The organism is Lactiplantibacillus sp. C232, assembly GCF_023806725.1.
Taxonomy (GTDB): domain Bacteria; phylum Bacillota; class Bacilli; order Lactobacillales; family Lactobacillaceae; genus Lactiplantibacillus; species Lactiplantibacillus plantarum.
Map to the genome: position 1 here is coordinate 275074 of NZ_JAMSKZ010000002.1, position 23766 is coordinate 298839.

General features: G+C 44.3%; 25 protein-coding genes and 1 riboswitch. Of the genes, 12 read left to right on the forward strand and 13 right to left on the reverse strand.

Annotation, left to right across the window (positions count from 1 at the left end):
- Positions 1-58: 58 nt before the first annotated feature.
- Together MZO41_RS03570 and MZO41_RS03575 are read right to left on the reverse strand one after the other, a co-directional pair.
- A complete protein-coding gene (locus tag MZO41_RS03570) occupies positions 59-409 on the reverse strand; it encodes a fluoride efflux transporter FluC (protein WP_003641805.1) in 351 nt (116 codons plus the stop codon).
- Positions 409-792 carry a CrcB family protein gene (locus MZO41_RS03575; RefSeq protein ID WP_003641806.1) on the reverse strand — a complete coding sequence of 128 codons (384 nt, stop codon included), beginning with the start codon at positions 790-792 and terminating at the stop codon, positions 409-411. The genes MZO41_RS03570 and MZO41_RS03575 overlap by 1 nt, the downstream gene beginning before the upstream one ends.
- Positions 793-1092: 300 nt before the next feature.
- On the opposite strand from MZO41_RS03575, the gene MZO41_RS03580 reads away from it, so the two are divergent.
- Complete coding sequence (locus MZO41_RS03580; RefSeq protein ID WP_128650870.1) at positions 1093-2613, forward strand: ABC-F family ATP-binding cassette domain-containing protein; 1521 nt, start codon at positions 1093-1095, stop codon at positions 2611-2613.
- Between the two features lie 120 nt (positions 2614-2733).
- Here the strand turns inward: MZO41_RS03580 and MZO41_RS03585 are convergent, their stop codons facing one another.
- Genes MZO41_RS03585 through MZO41_RS03595 form a run of 3 tightly spaced genes read right to left on the reverse strand, consistent with a single transcriptional unit; the run spans position 2734 to position 5395 of the window.
- Complete coding sequence (locus MZO41_RS03585; protein ID WP_022638576.1) at positions 2734-3393, reverse strand: energy-coupling factor transporter transmembrane component T; 660 nt, start codon at positions 3391-3393, stop codon at positions 2734-2736.
- Positions 3390-4796 (reverse strand): ABC transporter ATP-binding protein, encoded by a 1407-nt coding sequence (locus MZO41_RS03590; protein ID WP_013355130.1) that lies wholly within the window; start codon positions 4794-4796, stop codon positions 3390-3392. Before MZO41_RS03590 ends, MZO41_RS03585 begins: the two co-directional genes overlap by 4 nt.
- A gap of 29 nt (positions 4797-4825) precedes the next feature.
- On the reverse strand, positions 4826-5395 hold the full coding sequence (locus MZO41_RS03595) for an ECF transporter S component (RefSeq protein WP_003643692.1): 570 nt from the start codon (positions 5393-5395) through the stop codon (positions 4826-4828).
- A 102-nt stretch (positions 5396-5497) separates the two neighbouring features.
- Positions 5498-5591, reverse strand: a riboswitch (TPP riboswitch).
- Between the two features lie 144 nt (positions 5592-5735).
- Between MZO41_RS03595 and MZO41_RS03600 the strand changes: the two genes are divergently transcribed.
- Positions 5736-6221, forward strand: a complete 486-nt coding sequence (locus tag MZO41_RS03600; RefSeq protein ID WP_003646371.1) for a glutathione peroxidase — start codon at positions 5736-5738, stop codon at positions 6219-6221.
- Positions 6222-6271: 50 nt separating this feature from the next.
- Positions 6272-7102 (forward strand): aldo/keto reductase, encoded by an 831-nt coding sequence (locus MZO41_RS03605; RefSeq protein ID WP_003646372.1) that lies wholly within the window; start codon positions 6272-6274, stop codon positions 7100-7102.
- A 503-nt stretch (positions 7103-7605) separates the two neighbouring features.
- On the opposite strand, the gene greA is transcribed toward MZO41_RS03605, so the two are convergent.
- The 3 genes from greA to MZO41_RS03620 form a co-directional block, all read right to left on the reverse strand.
- Positions 7606-8076, reverse strand: a complete 471-nt coding sequence (gene greA, locus MZO41_RS03610) for a transcription elongation factor GreA (RefSeq protein ID WP_013355131.1) — start codon at positions 8074-8076, stop codon at positions 7606-7608.
- 85 nt (positions 8077-8161) lie between these two features.
- On the reverse strand, positions 8162-8575 hold the full coding sequence (locus tag MZO41_RS03615) for a hypothetical protein (RefSeq protein ID WP_003641815.1): 414 nt from the start codon (positions 8573-8575) through the stop codon (positions 8162-8164).
- Between the two features lie 12 nt (positions 8576-8587).
- Complete coding sequence (locus MZO41_RS03620; protein ID WP_013355132.1) at positions 8588-8791, reverse strand: helix-turn-helix transcriptional regulator; 204 nt, start codon at positions 8789-8791, stop codon at positions 8588-8590.
- A 379-nt stretch (positions 8792-9170) separates the two neighbouring features.
- Here MZO41_RS03620 and MZO41_RS03625 point away from each other — a divergent pair, with 379 nt between their 5' ends.
- A complete protein-coding gene (locus MZO41_RS03625; RefSeq protein ID WP_003641817.1) occupies positions 9171-9884 on the forward strand; it encodes a glucosamine-6-phosphate deaminase in 714 nt (237 codons plus the stop codon).
- A 142-nt stretch (positions 9885-10026) separates the two neighbouring features.
- Here the strand turns inward: MZO41_RS03625 and MZO41_RS03630 are convergent, their stop codons facing one another.
- Positions 10027-11442, reverse strand: coding sequence for a C69 family dipeptidase (locus MZO41_RS03630; protein ID WP_003641821.1), 1416 nt, complete (start codon positions 11440-11442; stop codon positions 10027-10029).
- A 361-nt stretch (positions 11443-11803) separates the two neighbouring features.
- Here MZO41_RS03630 and MZO41_RS03635 point away from each other — a divergent pair, with 361 nt between their 5' ends.
- From MZO41_RS03635 to MZO41_RS03650, 4 genes are read left to right on the forward strand one after another with little or no spacing between them, the layout of a single operon-like run.
- Positions 11804-13642, forward strand: a complete 1839-nt coding sequence (locus MZO41_RS03635; protein WP_013355133.1) for a PTS mannitol transporter subunit IIBC — start codon at positions 11804-11806, stop codon at positions 13640-13642.
- Between the two features lie 36 nt (positions 13643-13678).
- The gene (locus MZO41_RS03640; protein ID WP_003641823.1) at positions 13679-15754 is read left to right on the forward strand and encodes a BglG family transcription antiterminator; all 2076 of its coding nucleotides are present in this window, start codon (positions 13679-13681) and stop codon (positions 15752-15754) included.
- A 14-nt stretch (positions 15755-15768) separates the two neighbouring features.
- Positions 15769-16218 carry a PTS mannitol transporter subunit IIA gene (locus MZO41_RS03645; protein ID WP_003641824.1) on the forward strand — a complete coding sequence of 150 codons (450 nt, stop codon included), beginning with the start codon at positions 15769-15771 and terminating at the stop codon, positions 16216-16218.
- A gap of 1 nt (position 16219) precedes the next feature.
- Positions 16220-17377, forward strand: a complete 1158-nt coding sequence (locus tag MZO41_RS03650) for a mannitol-1-phosphate 5-dehydrogenase (RefSeq protein WP_011100927.1) — start codon at positions 16220-16222, stop codon at positions 17375-17377.
- A gap of 254 nt (positions 17378-17631) precedes the next feature.
- Here MZO41_RS03650 and MZO41_RS03655 read toward each other — a convergent pair whose 3' ends face one another.
- Positions 17632-18183 (reverse strand): MerR family transcriptional regulator, encoded by a 552-nt coding sequence (locus tag MZO41_RS03655; RefSeq protein ID WP_003641826.1) that lies wholly within the window; start codon positions 18181-18183, stop codon positions 17632-17634.
- Between the two features lie 180 nt (positions 18184-18363).
- Here MZO41_RS03655 and trxA point away from each other — a divergent pair, with 180 nt between their 5' ends.
- A complete protein-coding gene (gene trxA, locus MZO41_RS03660) occupies positions 18364-18696 on the forward strand; it encodes a thioredoxin (RefSeq protein ID WP_013355134.1) in 333 nt (110 codons plus the stop codon).
- 93 nt (positions 18697-18789) lie between these two features.
- On the opposite strand, the gene MZO41_RS03665 is transcribed toward trxA, so the two are convergent.
- Positions 18790-19116, reverse strand: coding sequence for a hypothetical protein (locus MZO41_RS03665; RefSeq protein WP_013355135.1), 327 nt, complete (start codon positions 19114-19116; stop codon positions 18790-18792).
- Between the two features lie 290 nt (positions 19117-19406).
- Here MZO41_RS03665 and MZO41_RS03670 point away from each other — a divergent pair, with 290 nt between their 5' ends.
- The gene (locus MZO41_RS03670; protein WP_003641829.1) at positions 19407-19961 is read left to right on the forward strand and encodes a YdeJ family lipoprotein; all 555 of its coding nucleotides are present in this window, start codon (positions 19407-19409) and stop codon (positions 19959-19961) included.
- A 64-nt stretch (positions 19962-20025) separates the two neighbouring features.
- Here MZO41_RS03670 and MZO41_RS03675 read toward each other — a convergent pair whose 3' ends face one another.
- Positions 20026-20427, reverse strand: coding sequence for a hypothetical protein (locus MZO41_RS03675; protein ID WP_003641830.1), 402 nt, complete (start codon positions 20425-20427; stop codon positions 20026-20028).
- Positions 20428-20668: 241 nt separating this feature from the next.
- Positions 20669-21133 carry a nucleoside-diphosphate kinase gene (ndk, locus tag MZO41_RS03680; protein ID WP_003641831.1) on the reverse strand — a complete coding sequence of 155 codons (465 nt, stop codon included), beginning with the start codon at positions 21131-21133 and terminating at the stop codon, positions 20669-20671.
- A gap of 234 nt (positions 21134-21367) precedes the next feature.
- Here ndk and MZO41_RS03685 point away from each other — a divergent pair, with 234 nt between their 5' ends.
- Entirely contained in the window at positions 21368-22714 is a 1347-nt protein-coding gene (locus MZO41_RS03685) for a DUF2252 domain-containing protein (RefSeq protein WP_003641832.1), read from the forward strand.
- 300 nt (positions 22715-23014) lie between these two features.
- Complete coding sequence (locus MZO41_RS03690; protein ID WP_011100931.1) at positions 23015-23563, forward strand: NADPH-dependent FMN reductase; 549 nt, start codon at positions 23015-23017, stop codon at positions 23561-23563.
- The last annotated feature ends 203 nt before the right edge of the window (positions 23564-23766 follow it).

The following is a 23766-nucleotide window of genomic DNA, read 5'->3' on the forward strand; positions in this document are numbered from 1 at the left end:
GTCATTGAACAAAAACAGGAAATCTCAGTTAGTTTTGTGAGACTTCCTGTTTTTTGAGTTAGATTAAAGTTCCGAGATAAACCATGACTAGGCCACCGACGAGACTCAAGCCAAAGTATTCCCAGGCGACCCGTTGATGGTGGTTACGGCCGAGCAACACGAGTTCGTTGATCATTGTTGAAAAAGTCGTATAGCCACCCATAATCCCAGTTCCTAGAAAAATCTGCCAGTTGGGCGGTAATGAGCTGGTTAAAATCCAACCGAGCAATAAAGCGCCGGTTAGATTGATAAATAACGTGGCAATTGGTAACGGCCATCGATTGAGAGGTAGTGCTAAGCGCATGATGCCGTAACGACTTAAGGCCCCTACAGCTGCGCCGGCACCGGCCAATCCGACTAGGACTAACATTAAAATTCCTCCTTTGGTAGCCAATAGGTGCTAAGGAAGTTTCCAGCTAGCCCCGCTAGCAAACCCAACCCTAAGCTAGCAGCGACATAACTTAAAGCTAAAACGCTATGACCACTTTGAAACGATTGTAGCGTTTCAAAAGTGAAGGTGGAAAAAGTAGTAAAGCTACCAACGAACCCGACACTCATACCGATAACAATATCTTCAGAGACGGGTAACCGCGCTGGTAACAAGTTAGTAATCAGGCTAAGAACAAATGCTCCCACAATATTAATCAGACACGTTATCCAGAAATGCTGTGGCCAAGTGACGAGCAAACTAAGCCCCTCCCGGAGACCACCACCTAGCATTGCGAAGCCGGTAATTGCAATGATCTTTTTCAAGCTGACACCTGCTTTCTGAAAGTAATTTTAGTTTACTGAAAAAACTTTTAAAAAACAATGGTTCTTGCAAATTGAAATTAAACATGCTAATCTACAAAGTAACTTATAAAACACGAGGTATTCAGCCAATGCGCAACTAATTAATTCTAGTAACTGAACAGAGCCATGCCTAGCGATAGGGGTGGACTGTCCGTTTTGGGATTAATTAGGGTGCTGGTGGAATCAATTGCCAGCGTTCTCATTTTGAGGACGTTTTTTTGTGCCATAAATTAGTCCCTGCAACTAAGGGGATGCTTATTAATGACAATGATTAATTTAAAAAATATTCAAAAAGATATGGCGGGACGGCCACTATTTACAATTGACCGATTAGTCGCCAATGCCGGGGATAAAATCGGCGTGGTTGGGCGGAACGGTGCTGGTAAATCAACACTGGCCCATTTACTGACGGGTACTGATCGTGATTATACGGGACAAATTATGGTGGACGAGCCAGTCAGCTATGTTGCCCAAATCGCACCGACTTTTGACCAAAGTGGTGGTCAAGCTATGCTAACCAGAATTCGGCAGGCTTTGAGCGCCCGGCCAACAATTTTAATTCTAGATGAACCGTCATCTAATTTGGATAAAACACATCAGCAATGGCTTATTAATCAGTTACAACGTTTTCGTGGGTTGCTGTTGTTGATTTCACATGATCGGCAATTATTAAATGCTGTGACGACACAGACTTGGGCGGTTGAACACCAAAAATTCACCGCATATGCAGGCAATTACGCATATTATCAGACGGTAAAAGCGCAGCAACTCGCAACTCAGGAAGCCGCGTATCAGCGCCAAAACACTCATCAGCGTGAGTTACTAGTAGCGCAGCGTCAACGTAATGAAAAAGCCCAGCGGATTCGAAAAGGCAATCGGCGAATGTCGCAAGTAGAGCGTGCCAAGACGAAAGCGACTAGGGAAGCTACTGCGGCCAAGATGGAACGAACGGCTAAACGCATGGTCGCCCGAGGACAACGGGAACCGCAAGTTGCTAAGCCCTTTACGACTTCAGGCTTTAAGTTAGTCGCGACAGATTTTCCGACGTTTACAGGTAAGACCGTGGTAACTGGTCTTAATGTCACATTGGCTGAATATGGAAAAACGTTGTTAGCACACGCTGACTTTCAAATCAGGCCACATGATCGGGTCGCTATCGTGGGGCCCAACGGTAGCGGTAAGACCACATTACTGCGTGCAATTTTAGGTGGCCGGGTGTCAGGATTACGATTGGCTCCGGCGGCACGAGTCGGAGTATTCAACCAAGATATGACAGTGCTCGACGGTAAACAGTCAGTGTGGCAAACGGTGCGGCAAGTCAGTCAGTTACCGGATCAAACGATCCGTAACGTCATGGGCGCGTTGGGCCTGCCAGCACGATTTTATCCGCAACTAGTATCGGCGTTAAGTGGTGGTGAACTAGTTAAATTACAGCTAATTTGTATTTTAGTCGGTCAATATAACGTTTTAATGTTAGATGAACCAACCAATTATTTGGATGTGGACGCGCTGGATGCGTTGGCCGATTACTTACAAAATTATCCTGGAACCGTAATTTTTGTTTCACATGATGAACCGTTTCGCCAGGCCGTTGCTACTCGGGTGTTGCAATTCGAGACGCACCAATTAGTTGATCCTGACAAAGTTGTTAAAGCGCCGCAACCGGTAGAAGCTGACTTAGCAGTACTTCAGTTCAAGTATGATCAATTAATGGCAGACCCGACGTCTTCTACAGCTGCTATTCAGGCGTTACGGCAACAAATTGATCGGCTGAAAGCATGAATTAAGGTCAACTTGTTATTGTTGTGTCCCGACCTAAGTGGGGAATATTACCCAAAAACAGGTTTTCTCATAATTGAGAAAACCTGTTTTAATTTAGTGTTTATTCAGTGAATGAGACCACTAGCGCCACGGAATGACGAAGGCGCCGACTTGTAAAAGCAAGCCGCCGCTAATCACAATGGTCCAATCCAACTTAGTCAGTGGAATCTGACGATAGTGAGTGCGGGGTGCATCTTCGACAAAGCCATGGGAGCGCATGGCCCGGGCAAGGTTCTGCGACCAATTGATAGAGACCAAAATTGCTTTAAAGTAGAGCTGTGGCGACCAGAAGGACAGGACCTGCCCACGCATCAGACCAGCAGCCCGAATCACTTGAACTTCGTGCTGAATCCGTGGTACCAAGTTATACGCGGCGAGGACGCCATATGAAAATTTGGCGGGTAAATGCCAGTTTTGCTCAAGCGAATCGGTTAATTGTAAGACGTCAGTCGTGAGCGTAAAAGTAGCGCCCGTAAAAACAAACGCATAGATTCGTGTGAACAGGACCCAGGCCATCAAAGTCTTGTCACCGCTACCGTTAATGTACTGGGTACTCCAAAGTCCAATTGCTGGTAGCAACGGAATGAGTAGCAACCACCCTAATGTTCGAAGCCGCGTTCGGTGACCGAGCAGGTAAATCAGTGCCAGAATAATCAGTGCCACGTTCAAACTTACAATTGTCGTGAATGAAATTTCTAGCGCAATGATGAGTAGTAATAATAATTTCATGCTAGGATTCATGATCGCACCACCCAATCTAAATGGTGATTTTCAAAGTGTAGCTGATAGTCAATCAATGGCATCAGGCCGGTTAACTGGTGACTAATAATAATCAGCGTCTGCTTAGTTGCCGCTTGGGTGGTCTGTAATAACGCGACCAGGGCATTGATCGAATGCAAATCTAGCCCTTTTAAGGGTTCATCCATGAGTAGAACTGGTGACTGCATGATTAACATGAGCAGAATTTGTAGTTTCTTTTTCTGTCCCTCACTCAAAGTATAGATGACTTGTTCATCACGACCGGATAAGTTGAGTTGCACTAAGGCCGTTTGAATACGGTCTGCGGTAAAGTAGTCGCCATACGCATAGCGTTTACTTTGAGCCAGTTCTTCAGCGACCGTGATGTTTAAAAACTGGGTCTCAGCGTCCTGAAAAAGCAAGGCGACGTGGCGAGCATAGCGTTTGCGTTTTAGCTTGTCGATAGGTGTCCCTTCGTAACGAATTTCGCCAGTATAAGGGTGCAGACGGACGAGGGCTTCAAATAACGTGGATTTACCGCTACCGTTAGGACCCGTGATCAGCGTATTGTGTTGTGCTAACAATTGACGCGTTGTCGGTACTAATAGTTGACGATCACCTGCCTGTAAAGTGACGTGATCAAGTTGAAAACAAGGGCGTTCAACGCGTTGCGGTGCTGACCATGACCGTTGTGGCTGCTCAGTAAAGGCTGCAAATAACTCAGACCAAGTGGTGCGATCAATGAGCTGTAAGTGCTGGTCCTTGATTTGGACGACTTGATCGACGAGCTGTTCGTAACCTGTTAGGTCATGATCCGCCAAGATGATTGTCTTCCCATGTTGATTGCGTAGTTCCACGAGTCGGTCTAACAAGACGGCTCGTGCGGTCGGATCGACACTGGCAAAGGGCTCATCTAGTAGGATGACATCGCTATCCATAGCGACAATGATTGCAAGGGCCACTTTCTGTTTCTCGCCACCGGATAAATGATTTAATAGTCGTGACTGTAAATTTCGGATACCAACAAAGTCAAGCGCACTAAGTAAGCGGGCCGGTATTTGGTCACGGGGCACTTGTAAGTTCTCAAGTGCGAAAATTAGTTCATTTTCAACGGTATCCATGGCAAACTGCTGATTAGGATTCTGAAACATCATGGCAACGTGCTGAGCGCGCTGATTAGCGGTGCTAGCAGTTAATGACTGACCATCAAAGGTAATGGTGCCGTAATCTGGAGTCAGGGGTAGTAAGCCTGCAATCAGCTTTAGGAGCGTCGACTTACCTGTTCCCGATGGCCCTGTCAATAGGATGAAGCTTTGCCGTGGTAGTGTTAGGTTAACGCGATCCAGAATGGGTGTCGACGCCTGTGGATAGGTGTAAGTTAAATTATTCAGCGCGATACTAGCCATTCGAGAAAGCCTCCATTTTATAAAGTGTATTAATGCGTTGATTTTAAAACATGACTGCGATCAAGTAGGTCCGTGATGGTTTTAGTTAACAGACCCCCGAAAACAAACATCGAAATAAAGCGAACGACCACGTATAAAATCAAGAGCCATAGCTGTAATTTATAGTAACCATTACGGGCAAGGTCCCAGCCAAAGGTGACCACAGTAGTTGTTGCGGCCGCAGCCGTTAAGCCTAACCAGTCATAGTGTTTGTAGCCAGTGACGATATAACCTAGTTCGGCCCCAAATCCTTGCACGACACCAGAAATCAATGTGGTGATTCCCCATTGACCACCGAAAAACATTTCGACGGTTGCTGCGAGGAGCTCACCTAGCGTTGCCGAACCCTTTAGTCGAATGAGGTAGCCAGCTAACATGCCGGGCATGCACCATAAGCCAAGTAGTAGTTCATTAGCCAGACCGCTTAGACCAAATGGTGTCAGGGCCGCACTTAAAATGTTATAAACAAAATTAGTCCCCATAAAGATGGCACCAAAGAAAATACCAATTAGTGCCAGTAAAATAATATCGTTCAAGTACCATGATTTAACCCATTTCATTGTTAAATCCTCCCAAAAGTAGTTTGTCATTCACGCATCCAAGCGACAAAAAACGCCTACCACGATTATCGGTGGCAGGCGGCTAAGTCTGAATTGATGGTTCCCCAAATAAAAGCATTGCTCCCTGCGCTGGCATTGTCCAGATTCAGGTTCAATGGGTATTATCTCAGCCGTGATGGCACCCCAGTTGCTATGAATGATACGTTTAGTGTAACGGATAATGACATTCAGTGCAATCAATTTTCCGGAAACTAAAGCAAAGTATGATGAAAAGTCACAATTTTGTGGTTTACTATGGATAAAGCAATGTATTTGGTTAATATTCTTAGGAGGGATCTCGATGGCAGAATCAGTGTATGATTTTACAGAAACTGAGATGAGTGGTGCGCCACTTGACTTGTCACAATATCGCGGTCAGGTCTTGCTAATCGTGAATACGGCTAGCAACTGTGGCCTGGCGCCACAGTTTAAAGGATTAGAAGAACTTTATCAGAAGTATCAGCAGGAGGGCCTAGTGGTCTTGGGATTGCCATCCAATCAATTTCATCAAGAAAAGGCGGATGACGATGAGACCCATGACTATTGTCAACGGCACTACGGGGTAACGTTTCCCATGACCAAACGGGTGATGGTTAATGGTGATGACGCTGATCCGTTATTTACTTACCTCAAACAGGCGGCGGGACATGGTCGAATCAAGTGGAATTTCACAAAATTCCTGATTGGTCGTGATGGCCGTGTGCTCGAACGCTATGCCCCAACGACACGGCCGGCAACATTTGAAGCAGCGATTCGTGATGCCTTGGCTGATCGTTCAGAAGATTAACGATCAATTTAACAATGATCGTTTAATTTAAAAGAAAGAAGTGGCTTAAGTTGGAAACTTATACGTTACGTGATGGTTTAACAGTACCTAAAATTGGCTTTGGAACATATAAACTGAATGGTGCTCATGGTGTGCAAGTGATCGACTCAGCGATTGATCGCGGCTACCGATTATTAGATACGGCCTTTAACTATGAAAATGAAGGTGCTGTTGGTGAAGCGGTTCGGCGTTCGTCAGTACCGCGTTCGGAACTCTTGATTTCATCAAAACTTCCTGGTCGCCACCACACCTACACGGAAGCTATCAATACGATTCAAGAATCATTATATCGAGCTGGCCTGGATTATTATGATTTATATCTAATTCATTGGCCTAACCCTAAGGAAGATCATTATGTTGAAGCTTGGCAGGCACTGATTGATGCCCAGAAGTTAGGCTTGATTCGTTCGATTGGGGTCTCAAATTTCTTACCAGAACATTTAGAACGATTAAACAAAGAAACGGGTGTTTTACCCGTCATTAATCAGGTCGAATTACATCCGTACTTTAACCAGCAGGCACAACGGGATTATGATCAAGCACACGGTATTTTGACGCAAGATTGGAGTCCCCTTGGCCGGGCCAGTGAGATGCTTCAAAATGAGACGCTCAAAGAGATTGCAGTGCACTACCATAAAAATGTTGGTCAGTTGATTTTACGGTGGGAACTACAGTTAGGGACCTTGCCGATTCCAAAGTCGTCAACGCCGAGCCGTCAAGCAGGTAATATGGACGTGTTTGATTTTGAAATCAGTGCAGCTGATATGGCAACAATTAATGGTTTGAGCCAAGTGGATGGTCGCTTGAATAATCAAGATCCAGCAGTGTACCAAGAATTTTAATTTGAATGATATAAAAAGATAGCGACGTTGTGATGATAACTCGTCGCTATCTTTTTATGGGCAACTGCTTGTTGATGATTGGTTTGTGATATCAGCGTAATCGCAATACATGGTGCAGTAGCGATTGGCTGTTTTCATCTTGAAAGGTCGTGGTAGTATGACAAATACGTTTCCCACACTAGGAAAGGTTTTCAGCCGTGGTCACTCTACCTGTTCGGTTTGCTTTCTTGCAAATCATTTTGAGCATCGCACTAGCGATGTATCAGGTATGGAACTCCAGAAACAAAAAATAGCCACCCCAAAACTTTGGCCGGTATTGGGTGACTGTTCTTTGATTATCTAAATTTAAAGCCAACTGCTCTTAGAGCGGGCCTTGATTCAAGTCGGTATTAACGTACCGGCTTTTTTACTGCCTTTATTTTAGCACGTATACGCTTCAGAAAGTGTATTTTTGATTCAAAAAAATAAAGATAAGCTTCCGATCGATTGGCATAACTATTTTATTACGCGCGCTTAACCGCGATTACCTTAACTTGATAAGCCCCGTTCGGTGCGTTCACAGTGACCACATCGTCAACAGTATGATTAGCGAGCGCTTGACCGATGGGAGATGTGAATGAGATTTTTTGTTGTTCGAGATTGGCTTCCTGTTTTCCAACTAATTGATAGGTGATTTGGTCATGATCATCCAGAAATTCGATGGTCACGAATTTACCGATATCGAGTTGATTGTTGTCAGCTGGTTGAACGATTTGGGCGTATTGCAACTGCTTGTTGAGATAACGCAGGCGGCTTTCTAAGCGACCTAAGTCCCGTTTGGCACTACTATATTCGGCATTCTCAGAACGGTCACCTAGTGCCGCAGCCGCAGCCAGAATTCTGATTCGCTCGGGCCGTTGTTGCTTTAAGTCTTCAATTTCCTGTTCGATGGCATGGTAGCCGGTCGCAGTCATTTTGTTAAAAGTTGGTTCCATAGCAAAAACCTCGTGTCCGTTGAATTTCTGGGAATAGTTTACCGCAAATGTGATTAGAATGGTACCGTCTAGGTGATATCTGATGTTAATCACGATCGCGCAGGTGGTTGCTATACAGCATGATACCGCTAGTGACGGTGGTCAGGGCGATACCAGCGATCAGACTAATGAACGGCTGATTTATCGCAATCAGGAAGTAGAATAGGGCGGTGAAACCGATTAGTTCAATGAGTGCCCACAGGCCAAGGTAGCGCCATGACCGTTTGGGTTTGTCTTCTATTGGGGTGCTGACATTAACAGACAAAATGATCATGGTAAAAACGGCAATCATCAGGACAATATACAACGGATTGTCGTACGTAAAGGCTTTCTGAAGATTGTTTTTTTGCCAGCCTTGCCAAAATAAAATCAGTAAGATAGCACTATTTTCAATTAACAACGTGGTACGGATGTTCTTGAAATTTTGTAAAATTAAACGTTCGTCACGAATCTTTTTCATGGCAGGGATCTCCTAACTGGGTTCGACCCAAAAGACAGTATCGAGTGTTTGGTTGAGTACGTGACAGAGGTTGAGGCATAGTTTCAGTGATGGGTTATAGGTGCCCTTTTCAATCAAACTCAGGGTTTGACGGGTGATGCCAGTCTTGCTGGCGAGTTCTTTTTGTGAGAAGCCGGCCATTAACCGGTATTGCTTGACATGATTCGCGGTTAACACCTCCCTTTATGTAATATATATCTTCCATACAAAGCTAATTTTAGCCGTTACCAATTGCAATGTAAATATTGGATAGTTTGATTGAAATGTGAACAAATAAATGGTTGGCGTAGAGGTATGAGCGCAAAAAAATAGCCAATGACTTTGCAGCCTTGGCTAGTCGTGGAATTTCTCACGTTCCACGGAGTTACGAACATGTTAAGTATAGGCAAAATTATCGAAAAATACAATTAATTTATTAAAGGAGTTTGGCTTGACAGTTTAACAATGATAACGATTGCAAAAAATAAAAGTGAAATATTTCAGACAAACCTCTTGAATTTTAGTCTAGACCAATATACAATTGGACTATACCAAACAAAGAGGGAGTCAGTTAATTATGAAAGTTATCGTAGTAAAGGATCAAGCTGCCGGCGGAAAAGAAGGTTTCAAAGTATTTAAGAATGCTTTAGACAATGGTGCGAAAGTATTTGGGTTGGCAACTGGTTCGACACCCGTTACAACTTACAAAGAAATCGTTAATAGTGACTTAGATTTCAGTGACTGCACATCCGTTAACTTGGATGAATACGTTGGGATTGCACCAGACAACGACCAAAGTTATAAATACTTCATGCAAACTCATTTATTCAATGACAAGCCATTTAAGGAATCATTCTTGCCAAACGGTTTAGCTTCAGATCCAGAAGCTGAAGTTAAGCGTTACGACAAAGTGATTGACGAACACCCAATTGACTTACAAATCTTAGGGATTGGCCGTAATGGTCACATTGGTTTTAACGAACCAGGTACTCCTCGCGATATTACGACGCACGTGGTTGATTTAACTGAATCAACGATTGAAGCTAACGCGCGGTTCTTCGCCAGCGAAAATGATGTTCCTAAGCAAGCCTTCTCAATGGGCTTAGCTTCCATCATGAAGAGCAAGCACTTATTGCTCGAAGCATTCGGCGAAAACAAGGCTGATGCGGTCAAGGGTATGATTGAAGGCCCAGATACCCCTGAATTACCAGCAAGTATCTTGCAAAACCATCCAGACGTTACCGTTATCATTGACGAAGCGGCTGCTAGCAAGTTAAGCAAGAAGTATTAATTTTAATTAAGTTAAAAATGAACTGAAAGCCGTGCTTCATAACGATTGCGTTGTGAAGCACGGCTTTTTAATAAGTACTCATGTAAAGTAAAAAATGATTCGACTACTAGGATAGTTAGCAGTTGAATCATTTTTGGCTTATTCATAGATTTTGTCCTTTTTCCCAAGTCGTTTTCGATAACAACAGCCCTTGCTTAACCAAAGTATCAAACAACGCATGGGTCCGGTTGGAAATTTCGGCGGCGGTTTCGCTATTGGCTTTGGTCAAGAAATCGGTCGGATTGCCGGCAATGGCTGCGTCGGTTGCGGCAACCCGGCCACGGGCATATGATTGGCACCCGTCGCGATAGGCATTGACCGTTTCAGCAAATTCATGCCAGTGTGGTTCAATCAAGACGGAGAGCGTTTTTGATAACCAGTAGACGTTATCAACGCTGACCGTGCTAGTTGTATTGCGATAATCAATCGGCGTGTCATTGATGTTGGTAAAGAAGGGCACGTATGGGGCGTAAGCGAAGAAACCTAGTGCGATCCATTGAATGGCGGCTTGCTTAGCAGGCACGTCATTCCGGATTTGCAGAATAGATGAGCACTGATTGCGATCCATCGCGATAGACCGGTAACGTGTTTGTTCACGGGCGTTACCAGAAGCGAAAGTGCCAAATGGATCGTAAGGCGTCCCGTTATAGTGTGAAGATAAGAAGAACTGAACGTCTTCAATAGCCAATTTTTTGCTTGGTTGTCGGAATAGCGGCATGTTTTGATCAGTGGGATTCTGTTCGATTTCGGGATTAAATAGTTTTTGACCATACCATGTTCGCGGAGTGTTGTAATAAGCATCCGCCTCACTTTGGGTACCAAAGATTTCACGGAAATTAAAGTGACCGGGTGTTGGGTTGAGGTGATACTTTTCAACGAAGTCCACTAAATCACTGGCACCTAGGAAATTGTCGGTATCGTTGAGATCCATCTCTTGCACCACGGTTTGGTTGGGAACAATTGCGTAGGTGTCTTCGGGCATCCGAACTGCCCCCCAATGGTGACCACCAGCGGTTTCGAACAACCAGATATCGTCGTGATCGTTAAAGGCGATACTGTTGCTTTCACCAGTTCCGTATTTTTCAATTAGGGCACCTAAGCGTTGGACACCTTCCTTAGCACTTTTAATGTAGGGTAAAACGAGGGTGACCATGGCTTCTTCATCTACGCCATCATGGACGAGCGGATCATAACCGAGTACGCGGGCATTGGTGGCAGTGGTTTCAGTTGCGCTCATCCCGACATTTAATTCGTTGATCCCAGCTTCCTCGTACTGCCCATCGCTTTGATCGGCTTGGGGGGTTGCGGTGTAGCGGTAGGCATGGTCAGGCAGCGGAACGGTGACGCCGGTAGTTACGGAAGTGTAGCTGGCGTTAGTTTGGTCGTGGGCTTCGTGCACAATAAACTTAATCGGATTAATTGGGCCGTAGCCATCTTCGTTGCGGGCAACGATGGTCGAACCATCCATGCTAGCAGCTTTCCCAACCAATATTTCGGTACAATCAGTATCTTTTTTCATTACATAGGTCACTCCTTAGTTAATTATAAGTATAGGAGCTTGCGAGGGGATTTCAACGTTAAATCGTATTCGTAATCATTTAAATAATAAAATGATGAGAGAATTGCCAGGTGTTTTCTGCATAAAATGTTGAATTTAATTGTGAAAATGAAATCATAGCTGACGAAACAAGTTTAATTAGTCTGCTGGTATTGCCGATATAAAAGTGTTTATCGATACTGTGCCAAATTTTAACTTTGTGAATTAGTGAGTTTAATTGTGGCACAGTTTCCTGTGCCACGGGTCTAACTAGAAGTTCTTGAAACCGCTTACCACGATGGATATGATTAAGTTGTTAAGAAAAAGGAAGGAGCTTTACCTAATGAGTGAAAATGTAAATACGAATGCAACCCAAAGCGCTCCTGTTGCGAAAAAGAAACTGGGCGTTAAGGCACGCGTTCAAAAATTTGGGAGTGCACTAAGTAATATGGTTATGCCGAACATCGGCGCCTTCATTGCTTGGGGCTTAATTACCGCCATCTTTATGGCTGGTGGTTGGTGGCCTAATGCTGGATTAGCTAAGATGATTCAACCAATGGTCCATTATTTATTGCCATTATTGATAGCGTTTACTGGTGGGACTTTGTTTGCCGGTCATCGTGGTGGGGTCGTTGGTGCGATTGCCACTATGGGGGTCATCGTTGGTTCTTCAATCCCAATGTTTATCGGTGCCATGATTATGGGGCCTTTAGGCGGTTGGTGCATTAAGAAGTGGGATGACGCCATTTCCGATAAGATTAAGAGCGGGTTTGAAATGTTGGTTAACAACTTCTCCGCTGGGATTATCGGGATGTTACTAGCAATCCTGGGTTACTTTGCAATCGGCCCATTGGTTGCTGGTGCAAGTGCTGCTATGGCTGCCGGTGTTGACTGGATCATTAAGATGAAGCTATTGCCATTAGCCAACGTCTTCATTGAACCAGCCAAGATTTTATTCTTAAACAATGCGATTAACCAAGGTATCTTAACACCGCTTGGGATTCAGGCTGCATCTAGTGCGGGTAAGTCAATTCTGTTCTTGCTAGAACCAGATCCAGGTCCAGGTCTTGGGGTCTTATTAGCCTTTGCCTTGTTTGGTAAAGGGACTGCTAAGGCTTCTGCACCCAGTGCGATTATTATTCATTTTCTTGGTGGGATTCATGAAATTTATTTCCCATACGTATTAATGAAGCCAGCATTGTTCCTAGCTGTTATCGCTGGTGGGGTTACTGGGACAGCCACATTCAGTTTACTAAACGTTGGTTTACGTTCAACACCTTCACCTGGTTCCATTATTTCATTACTATTAATGTCACCAAAGAGTATTTCTAACTACATTGGTTTAATTATCGGGGTAACGTTAGCAACCTTAGCATCATTTATCGTTGCCGCAATTGTCTTGAAACGTGACAAGTCGACCGGTGATGATGACTTAGCCGCTGCTCAAGGTAAAATGAGCGACATGAAGAGTGGCAATGCTGAAGCTGCTAGTGCGACTGACGCTGAACCAGCTGATGTGATTGCTTCATACAAAGATGTTGACCATATTATTTTTGCCTGTGATGCCGGAATGGGATCATCCGCAATGGGGGCTTCCTTATTACGGGATAAAGTCAAGAAGGCTGGCATTAGCATGTCCGTCACCAACACGGCGATTAGCAATTTGAAAGACGAACCTGGTTTATTAGTGATTACGCAAAACGAATTAGCTGATCGGGCGGCTCAAAAAGCACCACACGCCTTACGGTTAGCCGTTGACAACTTCTTGAGTAGTCCAAAGTATGACCAAGTTGTGGTTAACTTAAAGGCTCGTGATCAAGTTAGCGATGCTGCACCTGCATCCGCAGCACCACAAGCAACGACGGCTGCACCCGACGACCTACCAGCTAACTTAGATTTGAGTGTTGTTGATGAAATTGTCTTTGTTCACCACGATGGTCATTTAGGAACAGCCACAATGGCAACGTCCTTGATGAAGGATCGGGTCAAGAAAGCCAACAAGCATGTGAGTGTTAAGAACTTAGGAATTGACGAATTGGCTGATAATAATAGTTTATTAGTTGTTTCAAGTGCAGAAGCAGCTAAAAACTTAAAGACCCGTTACACGCAGGTCCAAGTATTAATTACTGACGATCTATTGAGTTCACCTAAATATGATAAGATGGTATCAGAATTGAAATAAAATGATATTATTACCATTATCGTATGAGGTGGCATCATGGTTAAGTTTACACAACGTCAAGATGAGTTGCTACAGCTGCTACTAGCGAATCCCGCCGGCCTTTCAATGAGTCAGATTGAAACCGGTCTCAATAGTAGTCGCCGAACAATTTATCGCGAGTTCAGTAATTTGGAATTGGTATTAGCCAATGCTGATTTGAAAATTGTTAATGAGAAGCATCACTTTCAACTAAGTGGATCGCAGACGGCCCTGGCCAAGTTTCAAAGCCAATTGACAGCAGAGCGGAAGATTGCACCGGCGTTTGACTCACAAACGCGGCAAAACGCCCTAGCTTGTCGGTTACTGATGACGGGCCATTCCGTAAAATTAAAAGAACTTGCGCTTGACTTTGATGTGAGCGTTGCAACGATTTCAAACGATTTGACGGCATTAGCAACACCATTCGCTGACTACGACTTATCAATTGAACGGTTGAAGTCCCGGGGGATTCAGGTGGCTGGGACTGAGGGTAGTATTCGCAATCTGTTTGCCACCATTTTGAATAATGAAATCAACGACTACGAGTTTTTTAAAACAATCGGGAAGTTGAACCAAGGCTTAGCAATATCAGCAAGTGATGAGCAATCGTATTTTTTGAACTTACTGGACGCCCAAACGTTGATTATCTGTTATCAAGCAGTGCGAAGTTTGAAGAAAAAGTACTTTTCTTCGGTGCCGGATGGTCAGCTACAACAGTTGATCATCACGTTGACGACGGGAGTAATGCGGTTACAGCATGAACGTCGGGTCACGTATTTGCGCGGGATCAATCGGGATGATTTCTTGAAATATCAACGGATTGCTCTGGCAATTATGACCCAACTACCCGCTGAGATTAAGACGGTGGTGACGGGAGCTGAAATTGATTTTCTCGCCCAGCAAATTAAGGGCTTGACGTTTCGAATCGATCAAGACGCGTCGCTATCGAATTATGATTTGCAACTAACGTATCGGGTCAAAAAGTTTATTGACGCGGTTGCGACTAACTTTAACTGGTCGTTTGGGACGGATGACCGCTTGTTGAATAACTTGACGGCGCATATGCAAATTGCCCTACAACGTAACGGTGTTAATGGTCCCGTGCCGCCAACCGCTGAGTTACAAGAGGTCCGTGAACAGTATCCTAAGCTGTATTCGGCGGTGGTGCGCGGCTTCGCAACGATTTTTAAAGACCAGGATTTTACAACTGATGAGTTGACGTACTTGTTGATTCACTTTGCTAGTACGTATGAGCAACAGTTGAGTCACCAAGCACTCAAGGTTTTGGTCCTGTGCCCGAATGGGATGACGACGGCGCGAATTTTGAAAACGCGACTGATGCGGTTAGTACCTGAAATCACGGCTATCGAGGTTGCGCGGATTGGTAATTTAGGCCAAGTTAATTTACAAGACTTTGACATGATTTTATCCACGACAACGTTACCGGGATTTAAGTTGAATTACCGCGTTGTCAGCCCACTGTTACTAGAAAACGAAGTCACTGCCTTACGGGAATATATTCATCAGTATTTTCCAAGCACCAAAGTGATCGATTCACCGGTTGATGAGCCGACGAAAATCAACTTGGATTTTGACACCGTTTACCAACAGATGACGATTGCTAAACAGATCTTAGACCGTTTCACTATCACGCCGATTCGCAACGATGATGAGACGGTGGCCGAGATGCTAGTTAAGATCACGCGGCATATTGATTCGAACTTGATTCATGATCCGCTAGAAGTTGCGGGCCGGTTGTTACACCGCTTAGGACTGGCGCCGGTCGGTATTCCCAATACGAACTTGGCGTTGGTGCATACGTTAAGTCAGGAAGTCACCGCACCATATTGTGCGATTTTCGAACTTGACCAGCCATTACCATTTAAGAGTATGGACAACCAATCGATTCGGTTGCAGCGAATCGTCCTAATGCTCGGGCCCGCCAATATCAGCGATTTTGAAAATCGGTTGATGGGTAAGTTAAGCGCACTAGTCATTGAAAGTCAGGCCAATACGCAGACGTTTATGACTGGCGATCGCCAGCAACTTTATCAATTAATTAGTAAAGCATTTTTGAACGAACTAACGAAATAGCGTAGGTGAAAACAATGGAAGCTTTAGATAAGAAAATGATTGCGTTGAACCAGCAAGTGGCTACGCAAGAAGAAGGCATCCGCTTAGCCGGTCAACTATTGGTCGATGGCGGTTGTGTCGAACCAGAATACATTGATGCAATGCAGGCTCGTAATCAGGATGTCTCCGTATATATGGGTAATTTCATTGCCATCCCCCATGGTACTGAAGATGGCATGAAGTATATTAAAAAGACCGGGATTTCCGTGGTCCAAGTACCAATGGGTGTGAGCTGGGGTAATCCAGATGATAACGATGATGATAAGACTGTAACGGTTATCTTCGGGATCGCTGGGTTGAACGGTGAACACTTGAACCTCTTGTCTCAGATTGCCATATACTGCAGCGACGTTGCCAACGTTGCTAAGTTAGCGGACGCTCAATCTGAAGATGAAATCATAAATCTATTAAAGGAAGTTGATTAGCATGTTAGACGTACATTTTGGCGCAGGGAATATTGGTCGGGGCTTCATTGGCGAAACCTTGGCTGACAACGGGTTTAAGATTACTTTCGTTGATGTTAATGATACTTTGATTGACGAATTAAACAAACGGAATGGTTATACCATTGAATTGGCTGCAGAAGGTCAAAAACATATTGAAGTTCACGATGTTAAGGGTATTAACAACGGTAAGGATCCTAAGGCGGTTGCTGAAGAAATTGCCCAAGCCGATATGGTTACGACTGCGATTGGACCTAAGATCTTGAAGTTCATCGCGCCATTAATTGCTGACGGGTTAAAGTTACGGCAAGCTAACAACAATACGACACCAATTGATATCATTGCTTGTGAAAACATGATTGGCGGGAGTCAGTCATTAAAGAAATCCGTTTATGAATCATTAAATGAAGACGAACAAGCTTGGGCTGACCAAAATGCGGGCTTCCCTAATGCCGCTGTTGACCGGATCGTACCGCTTCAAAAGCATGATGATCCATTGTTCGTTTCAGTTGAACCATTCAAGGAATGGGTTATCGACAAGTCCCAGATGAAAAACCCTAAGATTCAATTAAAGGGTGTTGATTATGCTGACGACTTGGAACCATACATTGAACGGAAACTCTTCTCCGTTAATACTGGTCATGCCACCGTAGCCTATACTGGTAACATGAAGGGCTACAAGACGATTGGCGAAGCGGTCAAGGATGACAGTGTTGTTGACCAAGCTAAGCACGTTTTAGGTGAAACCGGCGACTTGTTGATTCAAAAGTGGGGCTTTGATCCTGAAGTACACCATGCTTATCAAAAGAAGATTTTGAGTCGGTTTGAAAACCCATATATCTCTGATGATATTGAACGGGTCGGCCGGACACCAATTCGGAAATTAGGTTTCAACGAACGTTTCATTCGCCCAATTCGGGAATTGAAGGAACGTGGTCGCGATTACAGCGCCTTAGTTGATACAGTTGGTGAAATGTTCTTCTTCAACTATCCTAATGATAGTGAAAGTGTTAAGTTACAACAATTATTGAAGGATGAACCAATCGAACAAGTCATTCGCGAAACAACTGACTTGAAAGATGAAGATTTAGTTAATGAAATCAAAGCTGCGTACGAAAAGCACTTAGCTGCAGCAAAGTAGTTCGATAAAAAACTAATTACTAACCGCCATGGTAATTAGCTGCAAAAGGCGCCCAGAAATTTAATTCTGGGCGCCTTTTGCGTCTTGCCTGACAAAGAGCCACTTGATAGCAGCCATCGCTGGGCGAGTTAACTGGAACGATGAACGGTAGGTAGCTTATTTTTAAGACTGGCAGCACGCGTTAATTTGGATGGTAGGTAATGCTTGCCCTACCGAAGTAAGTCTGATGAGCAAGTATGTTGACCAGCATATGGCTACTTTTCCCAAAAATGCCACCAAGGTTTGGCCGCTTGACTGGCTTGTTGATCAAGTTGGTCAAGGACTTGGTTTAAGCGGTCACTGAGTGAATCTAAGCGCCGGATGATCATTTCTTGCTGCTTATAGAGCTCAGCATTAGTCGGGCCATCTGGCTTGGCCGCTGGTGCCATTTTGCTGGGATCGACGGTGGTTGTCGTGATGAGGGGCGACTTGGTGGTAGTTGCAGGCGCTGATTTCTCAGACTGAGTCGTCGTTGCCGCCGGTTGTTTGGATGTCGGGACCTTAGCACCAAACGCCCGTCCTAGCGCAGTGGCTAACGTTGTGCCCTGTTCGGCGAGTTCGATGGCCGCCTGAAAAGTTTTTAAATCAGCGGCTGTATATAAGCGATGACTGTTATCGGCCGGGCGGAAGCGATTTTCATCGTTAAGCTGTTTTTCAACCATGGTGCTATATTTGCGCAACGTCACGGCTTTAATACCGAGTTGTTCAGCGGCGACGGAAGCGACTAATTCGGAGTCCTGTTCGGGACTGATTGTTTGTGTGGACACAAAAATTCCTCCTTTAGGTTATATCGTTTCTATAACGCTATTATATCGAATTTTTGATTGGTAGAACACCGATATACCAAGATTTTGTGACCTATGTACGTGATTCAGACCCGGAAGTCATAATTTTGTGGGAAAACATGCTATGATAGAACGGAAATCAATTGGAAATGAGGATTAGATATGATCGAACCAGTCGATAAGACGACTTTTGCGACGGTGGCTGATGGTACCGCGTTAACTGTGGTTGATTTTTGGGCGGATTGGTGTGGCCCTTGCAAGATGCAGGAACCAGTGCTTGAAGCGTTAGATGAACTGTACGATGGGCAAGTGAAATTTGCTTCGCTCGACGTTGATCAACATCAGAAAATTGCGCAACAATTTGAGATTATGAGTATTCCGGCGTTAGTGATATTCAAGAATGGCCAGCCCGCTGAAAAGGTGGTTGGTTTTCATCCCCAAGCAGCATTGAAGAAATATCTGGATCAAAAACTAGCCGAAGTGAAGCCTGCCTAACGAGCGTTATTTAACGGTAGCTGTTGAAGCAATCAATAAGTCCCCCAGAAACGGTTACCGCATCTGGGGGACTTATTTTTCTTGGTGAGTAATTTACGCGTTATGACGTAATTGATAAGCTGCCCATGTGCTGAAAATGGCAATGCCAAGAATTGCGAGGTTAATGAGAATCGTTTCTGTCAGTGGCTGGGTTGATGGGGAGAAATACCTTTGTTCTAGTAAAAAAGTGTACAAAAACACGGGTGCGTAGAAGAAGCGGAGCCATCGTTGCTGGCGGTGTAACCACACCAGCGTAATTCCCGACAACCATATCAGTACTGATATAACAACCGTTGTCAGTGGACTAACTAGCATCGTCAGTGTGGCGATTATGGCTAGCAGATAGGGTGTTGTCATAAGTGGGTTCTTGAATGAGTTCATCAGTAGTGCCTCCTTATTGAAAAAGCTAATGCTCGTCTAAGTATATCGCGATAATCAAAATGTTTGTATTGCCATCATAAAATAAAATATTTAAATAGTGATTTTGACAATAAATCAGTTTAGCTGTCAAGTTAGAAATCGTTAATAGTTTAAGGGGAAGCGCAACTAGAAATGGCGAGTTGGTGCGACTGCCCTATTAATAATTAAATTATTACCGGCTTTGCCAATATAATTAGCTAAGACCATGTTAAATTAAGTAGCGTAATTATGGTAAAGTGGGGGGCTAATCATTGAAAAAATTGATTTGGGCATTACGGGTCGGTATCGTCCTCTTTGGTGCTTGTTTGGTGTGGGAACAAGTGCAGCTTGAACGGCATACAAGCCAGCGCCGGACCTATCATCAACGTCGGCTGCAGCGTAGTACCGCAGCAACGTTTAAGGCAATCCGTCAGCCACAACTTAGTGATTTTCCGGCAGCTAAGGTGGAAGCCGCACAAGTTTGGCTACACCTGAAGGGGACTCGGGTCATCAACGAGGCAACCCCGTTACATATCCGCAAAATTGCGGCCGGACAGCGAATTCAGCCAGACGATCCGCACAGCGCGGTCTATCATCACCAAATGACCCAGATTTATAGTGATGATTTACAAGATGCTACTAATAGTGTGATATACGCGCGGAATGCGGATAATACCGTATTGGTTGCGCATAGTCGTTCGGGGCAACGCTCGCAAGTGGGTCCGGTCGCCCAAAATGTTCACACAGCAATGCCAGCCGTTCAAAAGATGAAGATTCCGGCTAAACCATCCGCGACACTGCTTAAAGTCGTTCAACTGATCATTTAATATGGGGCAATTTAAAAGGCTAACCCACACGGTGGGTTAGCCTTTGGTGCGTGATGCTGGCCAGCTAATAGTGGTCATAGAGTTGCTCAATTAAGTCATCACTATTGGTAATGAGCTGGCGATTTAGTGAAATCAGATAGTCTGGTTGTGCTGGGTGAACGGCGTTGTAGAGCGTGTCTTCAATGAGACAGCCAGTCAGCGTGAACGACCGCTGCCGACCTTGAACAATGATGGTGAAGGAACGTCCACGACTAGTTACGATGACATTCAATCCCATTAAGTGGGTTAGGTTCAAACCTAACGTTGCAGTTGAATCAATTAATCCTGGTGTGCCAGTACGTTTAATCAAGACTAGGCATTCATCAATCCGTCGTAGCGAATTAAACATCGAAAATTTACTGGTGTTGCGCGGGTCCGATTTGACAGCCCGCGGCCGCCGTACATATGGTCCAACGACTATGTTCATAATGATTCCCCCAAACCATTTAGTTGATTGGTTTAATCATAACTAGTGCGAACGATTAGTGCGAAAATTTCGGCGCGTGTTGGTAGTTAGTGGGGCCAGTTTACGAGTTATCTTTGGAAGCTTTACTAACGTTGTGACGGAAAACACCCAGTGTATACAAATTCGCAATTACTGGACGCAATGGCGTTCAGACCATTGATCAGTAATTGCGAATTGCGTAATCGTGATGTTAAAAATGAAGCTAGGCTTTTACTTTGTTGTCTGCTTTTCGTGCTTTGACAGCTAATTCGGGAAACCAAATTGCAATTTCGTGATGCGCATTTTCACGGCTATCTGAGGTATGGATAATATTTCGTAAAATACCGTCTGGATATTCATGAGAGAAATCCCCCCGAATTGTGCCAGGTTGTGCTTCGGCAGGCCGGGTGCTACCAGCTAAACGATGCACCGCTTTGACGACGCCAGTACCACTTACGATAATGGCGACGAGTGGACCTTCCATCATGTAGGTCTCGATTTCCTTAAAGTAAGGCTTACCAACCTTCTCACTGTAATGTTGTTGAAGTTGCTCCGCGGTTGCTTTAATAACCTTTAAGGCGGCAATTTGATAACCCTTGCGTTCTAACCGGGTGATAACCTCACCAATGTGTCCTTCACTGACACCATCGGGTTTAACTAGGACCAATGTTTTTTCAGAATTTGCCATAATACGTGACCTCCTCGCTTTTTGAAAGCGGTATCATTTATAACTTAAATTGTAGGTGACTTTGAGGGGTACGTCAACTAGAATCGCCGTTTTATCATGAAAATTGCTTGTAAATTGGCGTCAGCTGGTCAATAATTGGGACGCGAGAAGCGGGCTCAACTAGCTGAATTATTTTCTATCGTTGGAAGATATCGCTATAATAAAATTAGTAAATCATAAAAGGATTTGATACTTATGCCACCACTTGATTTAACTCATATTCGACAACATCATACGGTTGCTGAATTAATTGCGCTAGGAAAGGCGCGGCGCCAAGTCACCCCATTTGAAAAATTAGGGACATTTACACCGGTGAAGCGAAACGCCAGTGATTATCTGAAACATGTGCGGGAGATGCTGGTACCAGAACTATTACCATTGCGGCGTGAACGAATGTCCGCTTCGGCTTTTGCATTCTTCCGGGGATCAGTTGAGTTAATGGATTACGATTTGGATTACCAGTCGTCCACTGAAATTCCCGCCGTAGTTTGTGGCGATGCTCATATTGGTAACTTTGGATTCTATGCGTCACCAGAACGGCGACTGGTATTTGACTTAAATGACTTTGACGAAGCTGGCGTCCATCCGTGGGAATGGGATTTACGTCGGTTATTAGTTAGTGTGTTGCTAGCTGCTCGTGATTCTAACTTTAAACCAAAAAAGGTCGAAAAATTGATACAGGCGGCGAGTGCGAGTTATCGGGAAGCACTCAAACGGATGTTTGATCAGACGACGTTAGACCGTTTTTATCGCGATAACGAAGTTCAGGCTGTCTTGAACTTCGGTGGTGCTCCCGAAGATACGGCCGATCTAATTGCATCCTTGGTTAAAAAGGCTCAAAAACGTAATTCAGAACAAGTTGTGCGTAAGTTTACGGTCACTAATAGTCGCGGTGAACGGCAATTTAAGGAGAACGCGCCCCGTTCTGTCCATATTGATCGGCAAACTTATCAAGGGCTAAAGGCCGGAATTAGCGAGTATTTATTGAACGTACGGACCGATGTCGCTTTGCTGTTGTCGCAATATGAAGTTACTGATATTATTCGGCATAGTGTGGGCGTCGGGAGTTTTGGGTCACTATGTTACTTGGTTCTTCTGACGAGTACGGATGGTAGCCATATGGTGTTACAAATCAAGGAAGCTTTACCAACGCGGAAAGTCGGGAGCCAGTCGCGGCCAGCGTTAACGGCCGCCATGGAATTGACGGAAGGGCAACGGATCGTCAGTTCGCAACGCATTTTACAAGCAACCTCGGATGCGTTCCTGGGCTATTTCCAAATGGAAAATAAGAGTTTTTATGTCCGTCAATTTCGGGATATGAAGGAATCCATTGATATTCCAACCCTAGACTGGGGTCAATTCCAAGCCTATGCAAATACGTGCGCAATGATTTTGGCAAAGGCTCACGCGCAAAGTCCAACGGCGGCCATGATTCGGGGATACGTTGGAAATTCGGCGAAGTTTGATGAAGCCATGGCTAAATGGGCCACGGCGTATGTTGAACAAGTTGATAATGATTATCAAGATTTCTTAGATGTTTGATAGTTTTAAACGAAGGGTTGATCAAATATCGCGCTGAAATGCGTGACGATTAGACGTGTATTGAAAATAAAGAAAGGGTCATCGGAATCATTGATACTCCGATGACCTTTTCTGTCGGTAATTAGACATAGACTAAAATATTTTTCTGGAGCGTAAGTCTTGATTTAACAACGTTTTTTGGCGATTGAACAAGTGATTTTGAAAATTGATAGGCTAAAATGGTTGCACTTTTTCAACAACTTGATATACTTACTATTAGTAAGTGAAACGAAGAAATTAGTTTTGAAAGGATTGTTTGATATGACAAAATATGGTGTAATTGTAGGTTCTATTCGTAAAAATTCTTATTCTAAAGGGGTCGCTGAAGCCATCGTTGCTGGGTTACCAGACGACGCTGAAGTAACGTACTTAAATATCGCTAAGTTGCCACTATATAACCAAGACTACGATGCGGATTCACCCGTAGAATATACAGAATTTCGTCAGGCCGTTGCGGCTCAAGATGCGTTCATCTTTGTCACACCTGAACATAACCGTAGCATCCCAGCAGCCTTGAAGAATGCTTTGGACGTTGCTTCACGTCCATGGGGTCAAAGTGTTTGGGGCGGCAAGCCTGCTTTGGTTGCTTCCCAATCGATCTCTGGTATCTCTGGCGTCTTAGCACACCATGTTTTACGTCAATCCTTGGTCTTCTTAGACATGCCAACGATGCAACAACCAGAATTGTACATCGGTAATACTGATAAGTTGGCTGATGAAAATGGTCATATCACAAATGAAGGCACCCAATCATTCTTAGCTGGTGCTGGTAAGCAATTCAGCGAATTTGCAGCGAAGTTTATTGGCTAAATAAGTCGTTGAATATTTATGAATAAGGTCTATCAGTGAAAGCACGTTTAGCCACTGATAGGCCTTATTTTTTATTAAGACTTTGTGCGTGGCACTCAAAAAAATTATTTAAATTATTTATACAAATAATTATGAAGTGCTGACAGAGTCTGACGGCCAAACTTGATTGTTAAGTCCGCTTAATAAACCGATTTTGACAGTTT

What these genes read in the sequence shown, in the direction of transcription:
- MZO41_RS03570 (WP_003641805.1), bottom strand. Translation starts at nt 409, where the DNA reads ATGTTAGTCCTAGTCGGATTGGCCGGTGCCGGCGCAGCTGTAGGGGCC.
- MZO41_RS03580 (WP_128650870.1), top strand. Translation starts at nt 1,093, where the DNA reads ATGACAATGATTAATTTAAAAAATATTCAAAAAGATATGGCGGGACGG.
- MZO41_RS03585 (WP_022638576.1), bottom strand. Translation starts at nt 3,393, where the DNA reads ATGAATCCTAGCATGAAATTATTATTACTACTCATCATTGCGCTAGAA.
- MZO41_RS03590 (WP_013355130.1), bottom strand. Translation starts at nt 4,796, where the DNA reads ATGGCTAGTATCGCGCTGAATAATTTAACTTACACCTATCCACAGGCG.
- MZO41_RS03595 (WP_003643692.1), bottom strand. Translation starts at nt 5,395, where the DNA reads ATGAAATGGGTTAAATCATGGTACTTGAACGATATTATTTTACTGGCA.
- MZO41_RS03600 (WP_003646371.1), top strand. Translation starts at nt 5,736, where the DNA reads ATGGCAGAATCAGTGTATGATTTTACAGAAACTGAGATGAGTGGTGCG.
- greA (WP_013355131.1), bottom strand. Translation starts at nt 8,076, where the DNA reads ATGGAACCAACTTTTAACAAAATGACTGCGACCGGCTACCATGCCATC.
- MZO41_RS03615 (WP_003641815.1), bottom strand. Translation starts at nt 8,575, where the DNA reads ATGAAAAAGATTCGTGACGAACGTTTAATTTTACAAAATTTCAAGAAC.
- MZO41_RS03625 (WP_003641817.1), top strand. Translation starts at nt 9,171, where the DNA reads ATGAAAGTTATCGTAGTAAAGGATCAAGCTGCCGGCGGAAAAGAAGGT.
- MZO41_RS03630 (WP_003641821.1), bottom strand. Translation starts at nt 11,442, where the DNA reads ATGAAAAAAGATACTGATTGTACCGAAATATTGGTTGGGAAAGCTGCT.
- MZO41_RS03635 (WP_013355133.1), top strand. Translation starts at nt 11,804, where the DNA reads ATGAGTGAAAATGTAAATACGAATGCAACCCAAAGCGCTCCTGTTGCG.
- MZO41_RS03640 (WP_003641823.1), top strand. Translation starts at nt 13,679, where the DNA reads ATGGTTAAGTTTACACAACGTCAAGATGAGTTGCTACAGCTGCTACTA.
- MZO41_RS03645 (WP_003641824.1), top strand. Translation starts at nt 15,769, where the DNA reads ATGGAAGCTTTAGATAAGAAAATGATTGCGTTGAACCAGCAAGTGGCT.
- MZO41_RS03650 (WP_011100927.1), top strand. Translation starts at nt 16,220, where the DNA reads ATGTTAGACGTACATTTTGGCGCAGGGAATATTGGTCGGGGCTTCATT.
- trxA (WP_013355134.1), top strand. Translation starts at nt 18,364, where the DNA reads ATGATCGAACCAGTCGATAAGACGACTTTTGCGACGGTGGCTGATGGT.
- MZO41_RS03665 (WP_013355135.1), bottom strand. Translation starts at nt 19,116, where the DNA reads ATGAACTCATTCAAGAACCCACTTATGACAACACCCTATCTGCTAGCC.
- MZO41_RS03675 (WP_003641830.1), bottom strand. Translation starts at nt 20,427, where the DNA reads ATGAACATAGTCGTTGGACCATATGTACGGCGGCCGCGGGCTGTCAAA.
- ndk (WP_003641831.1), bottom strand. Translation starts at nt 21,133, where the DNA reads ATGGCAAATTCTGAAAAAACATTGGTCCTAGTTAAACCCGATGGTGTC.
- MZO41_RS03685 (WP_003641832.1), top strand. Translation starts at nt 21,368, where the DNA reads ATGCCACCACTTGATTTAACTCATATTCGACAACATCATACGGTTGCT.
- MZO41_RS03690 (WP_011100931.1), top strand. Translation starts at nt 23,015, where the DNA reads ATGACAAAATATGGTGTAATTGTAGGTTCTATTCGTAAAAATTCTTAT.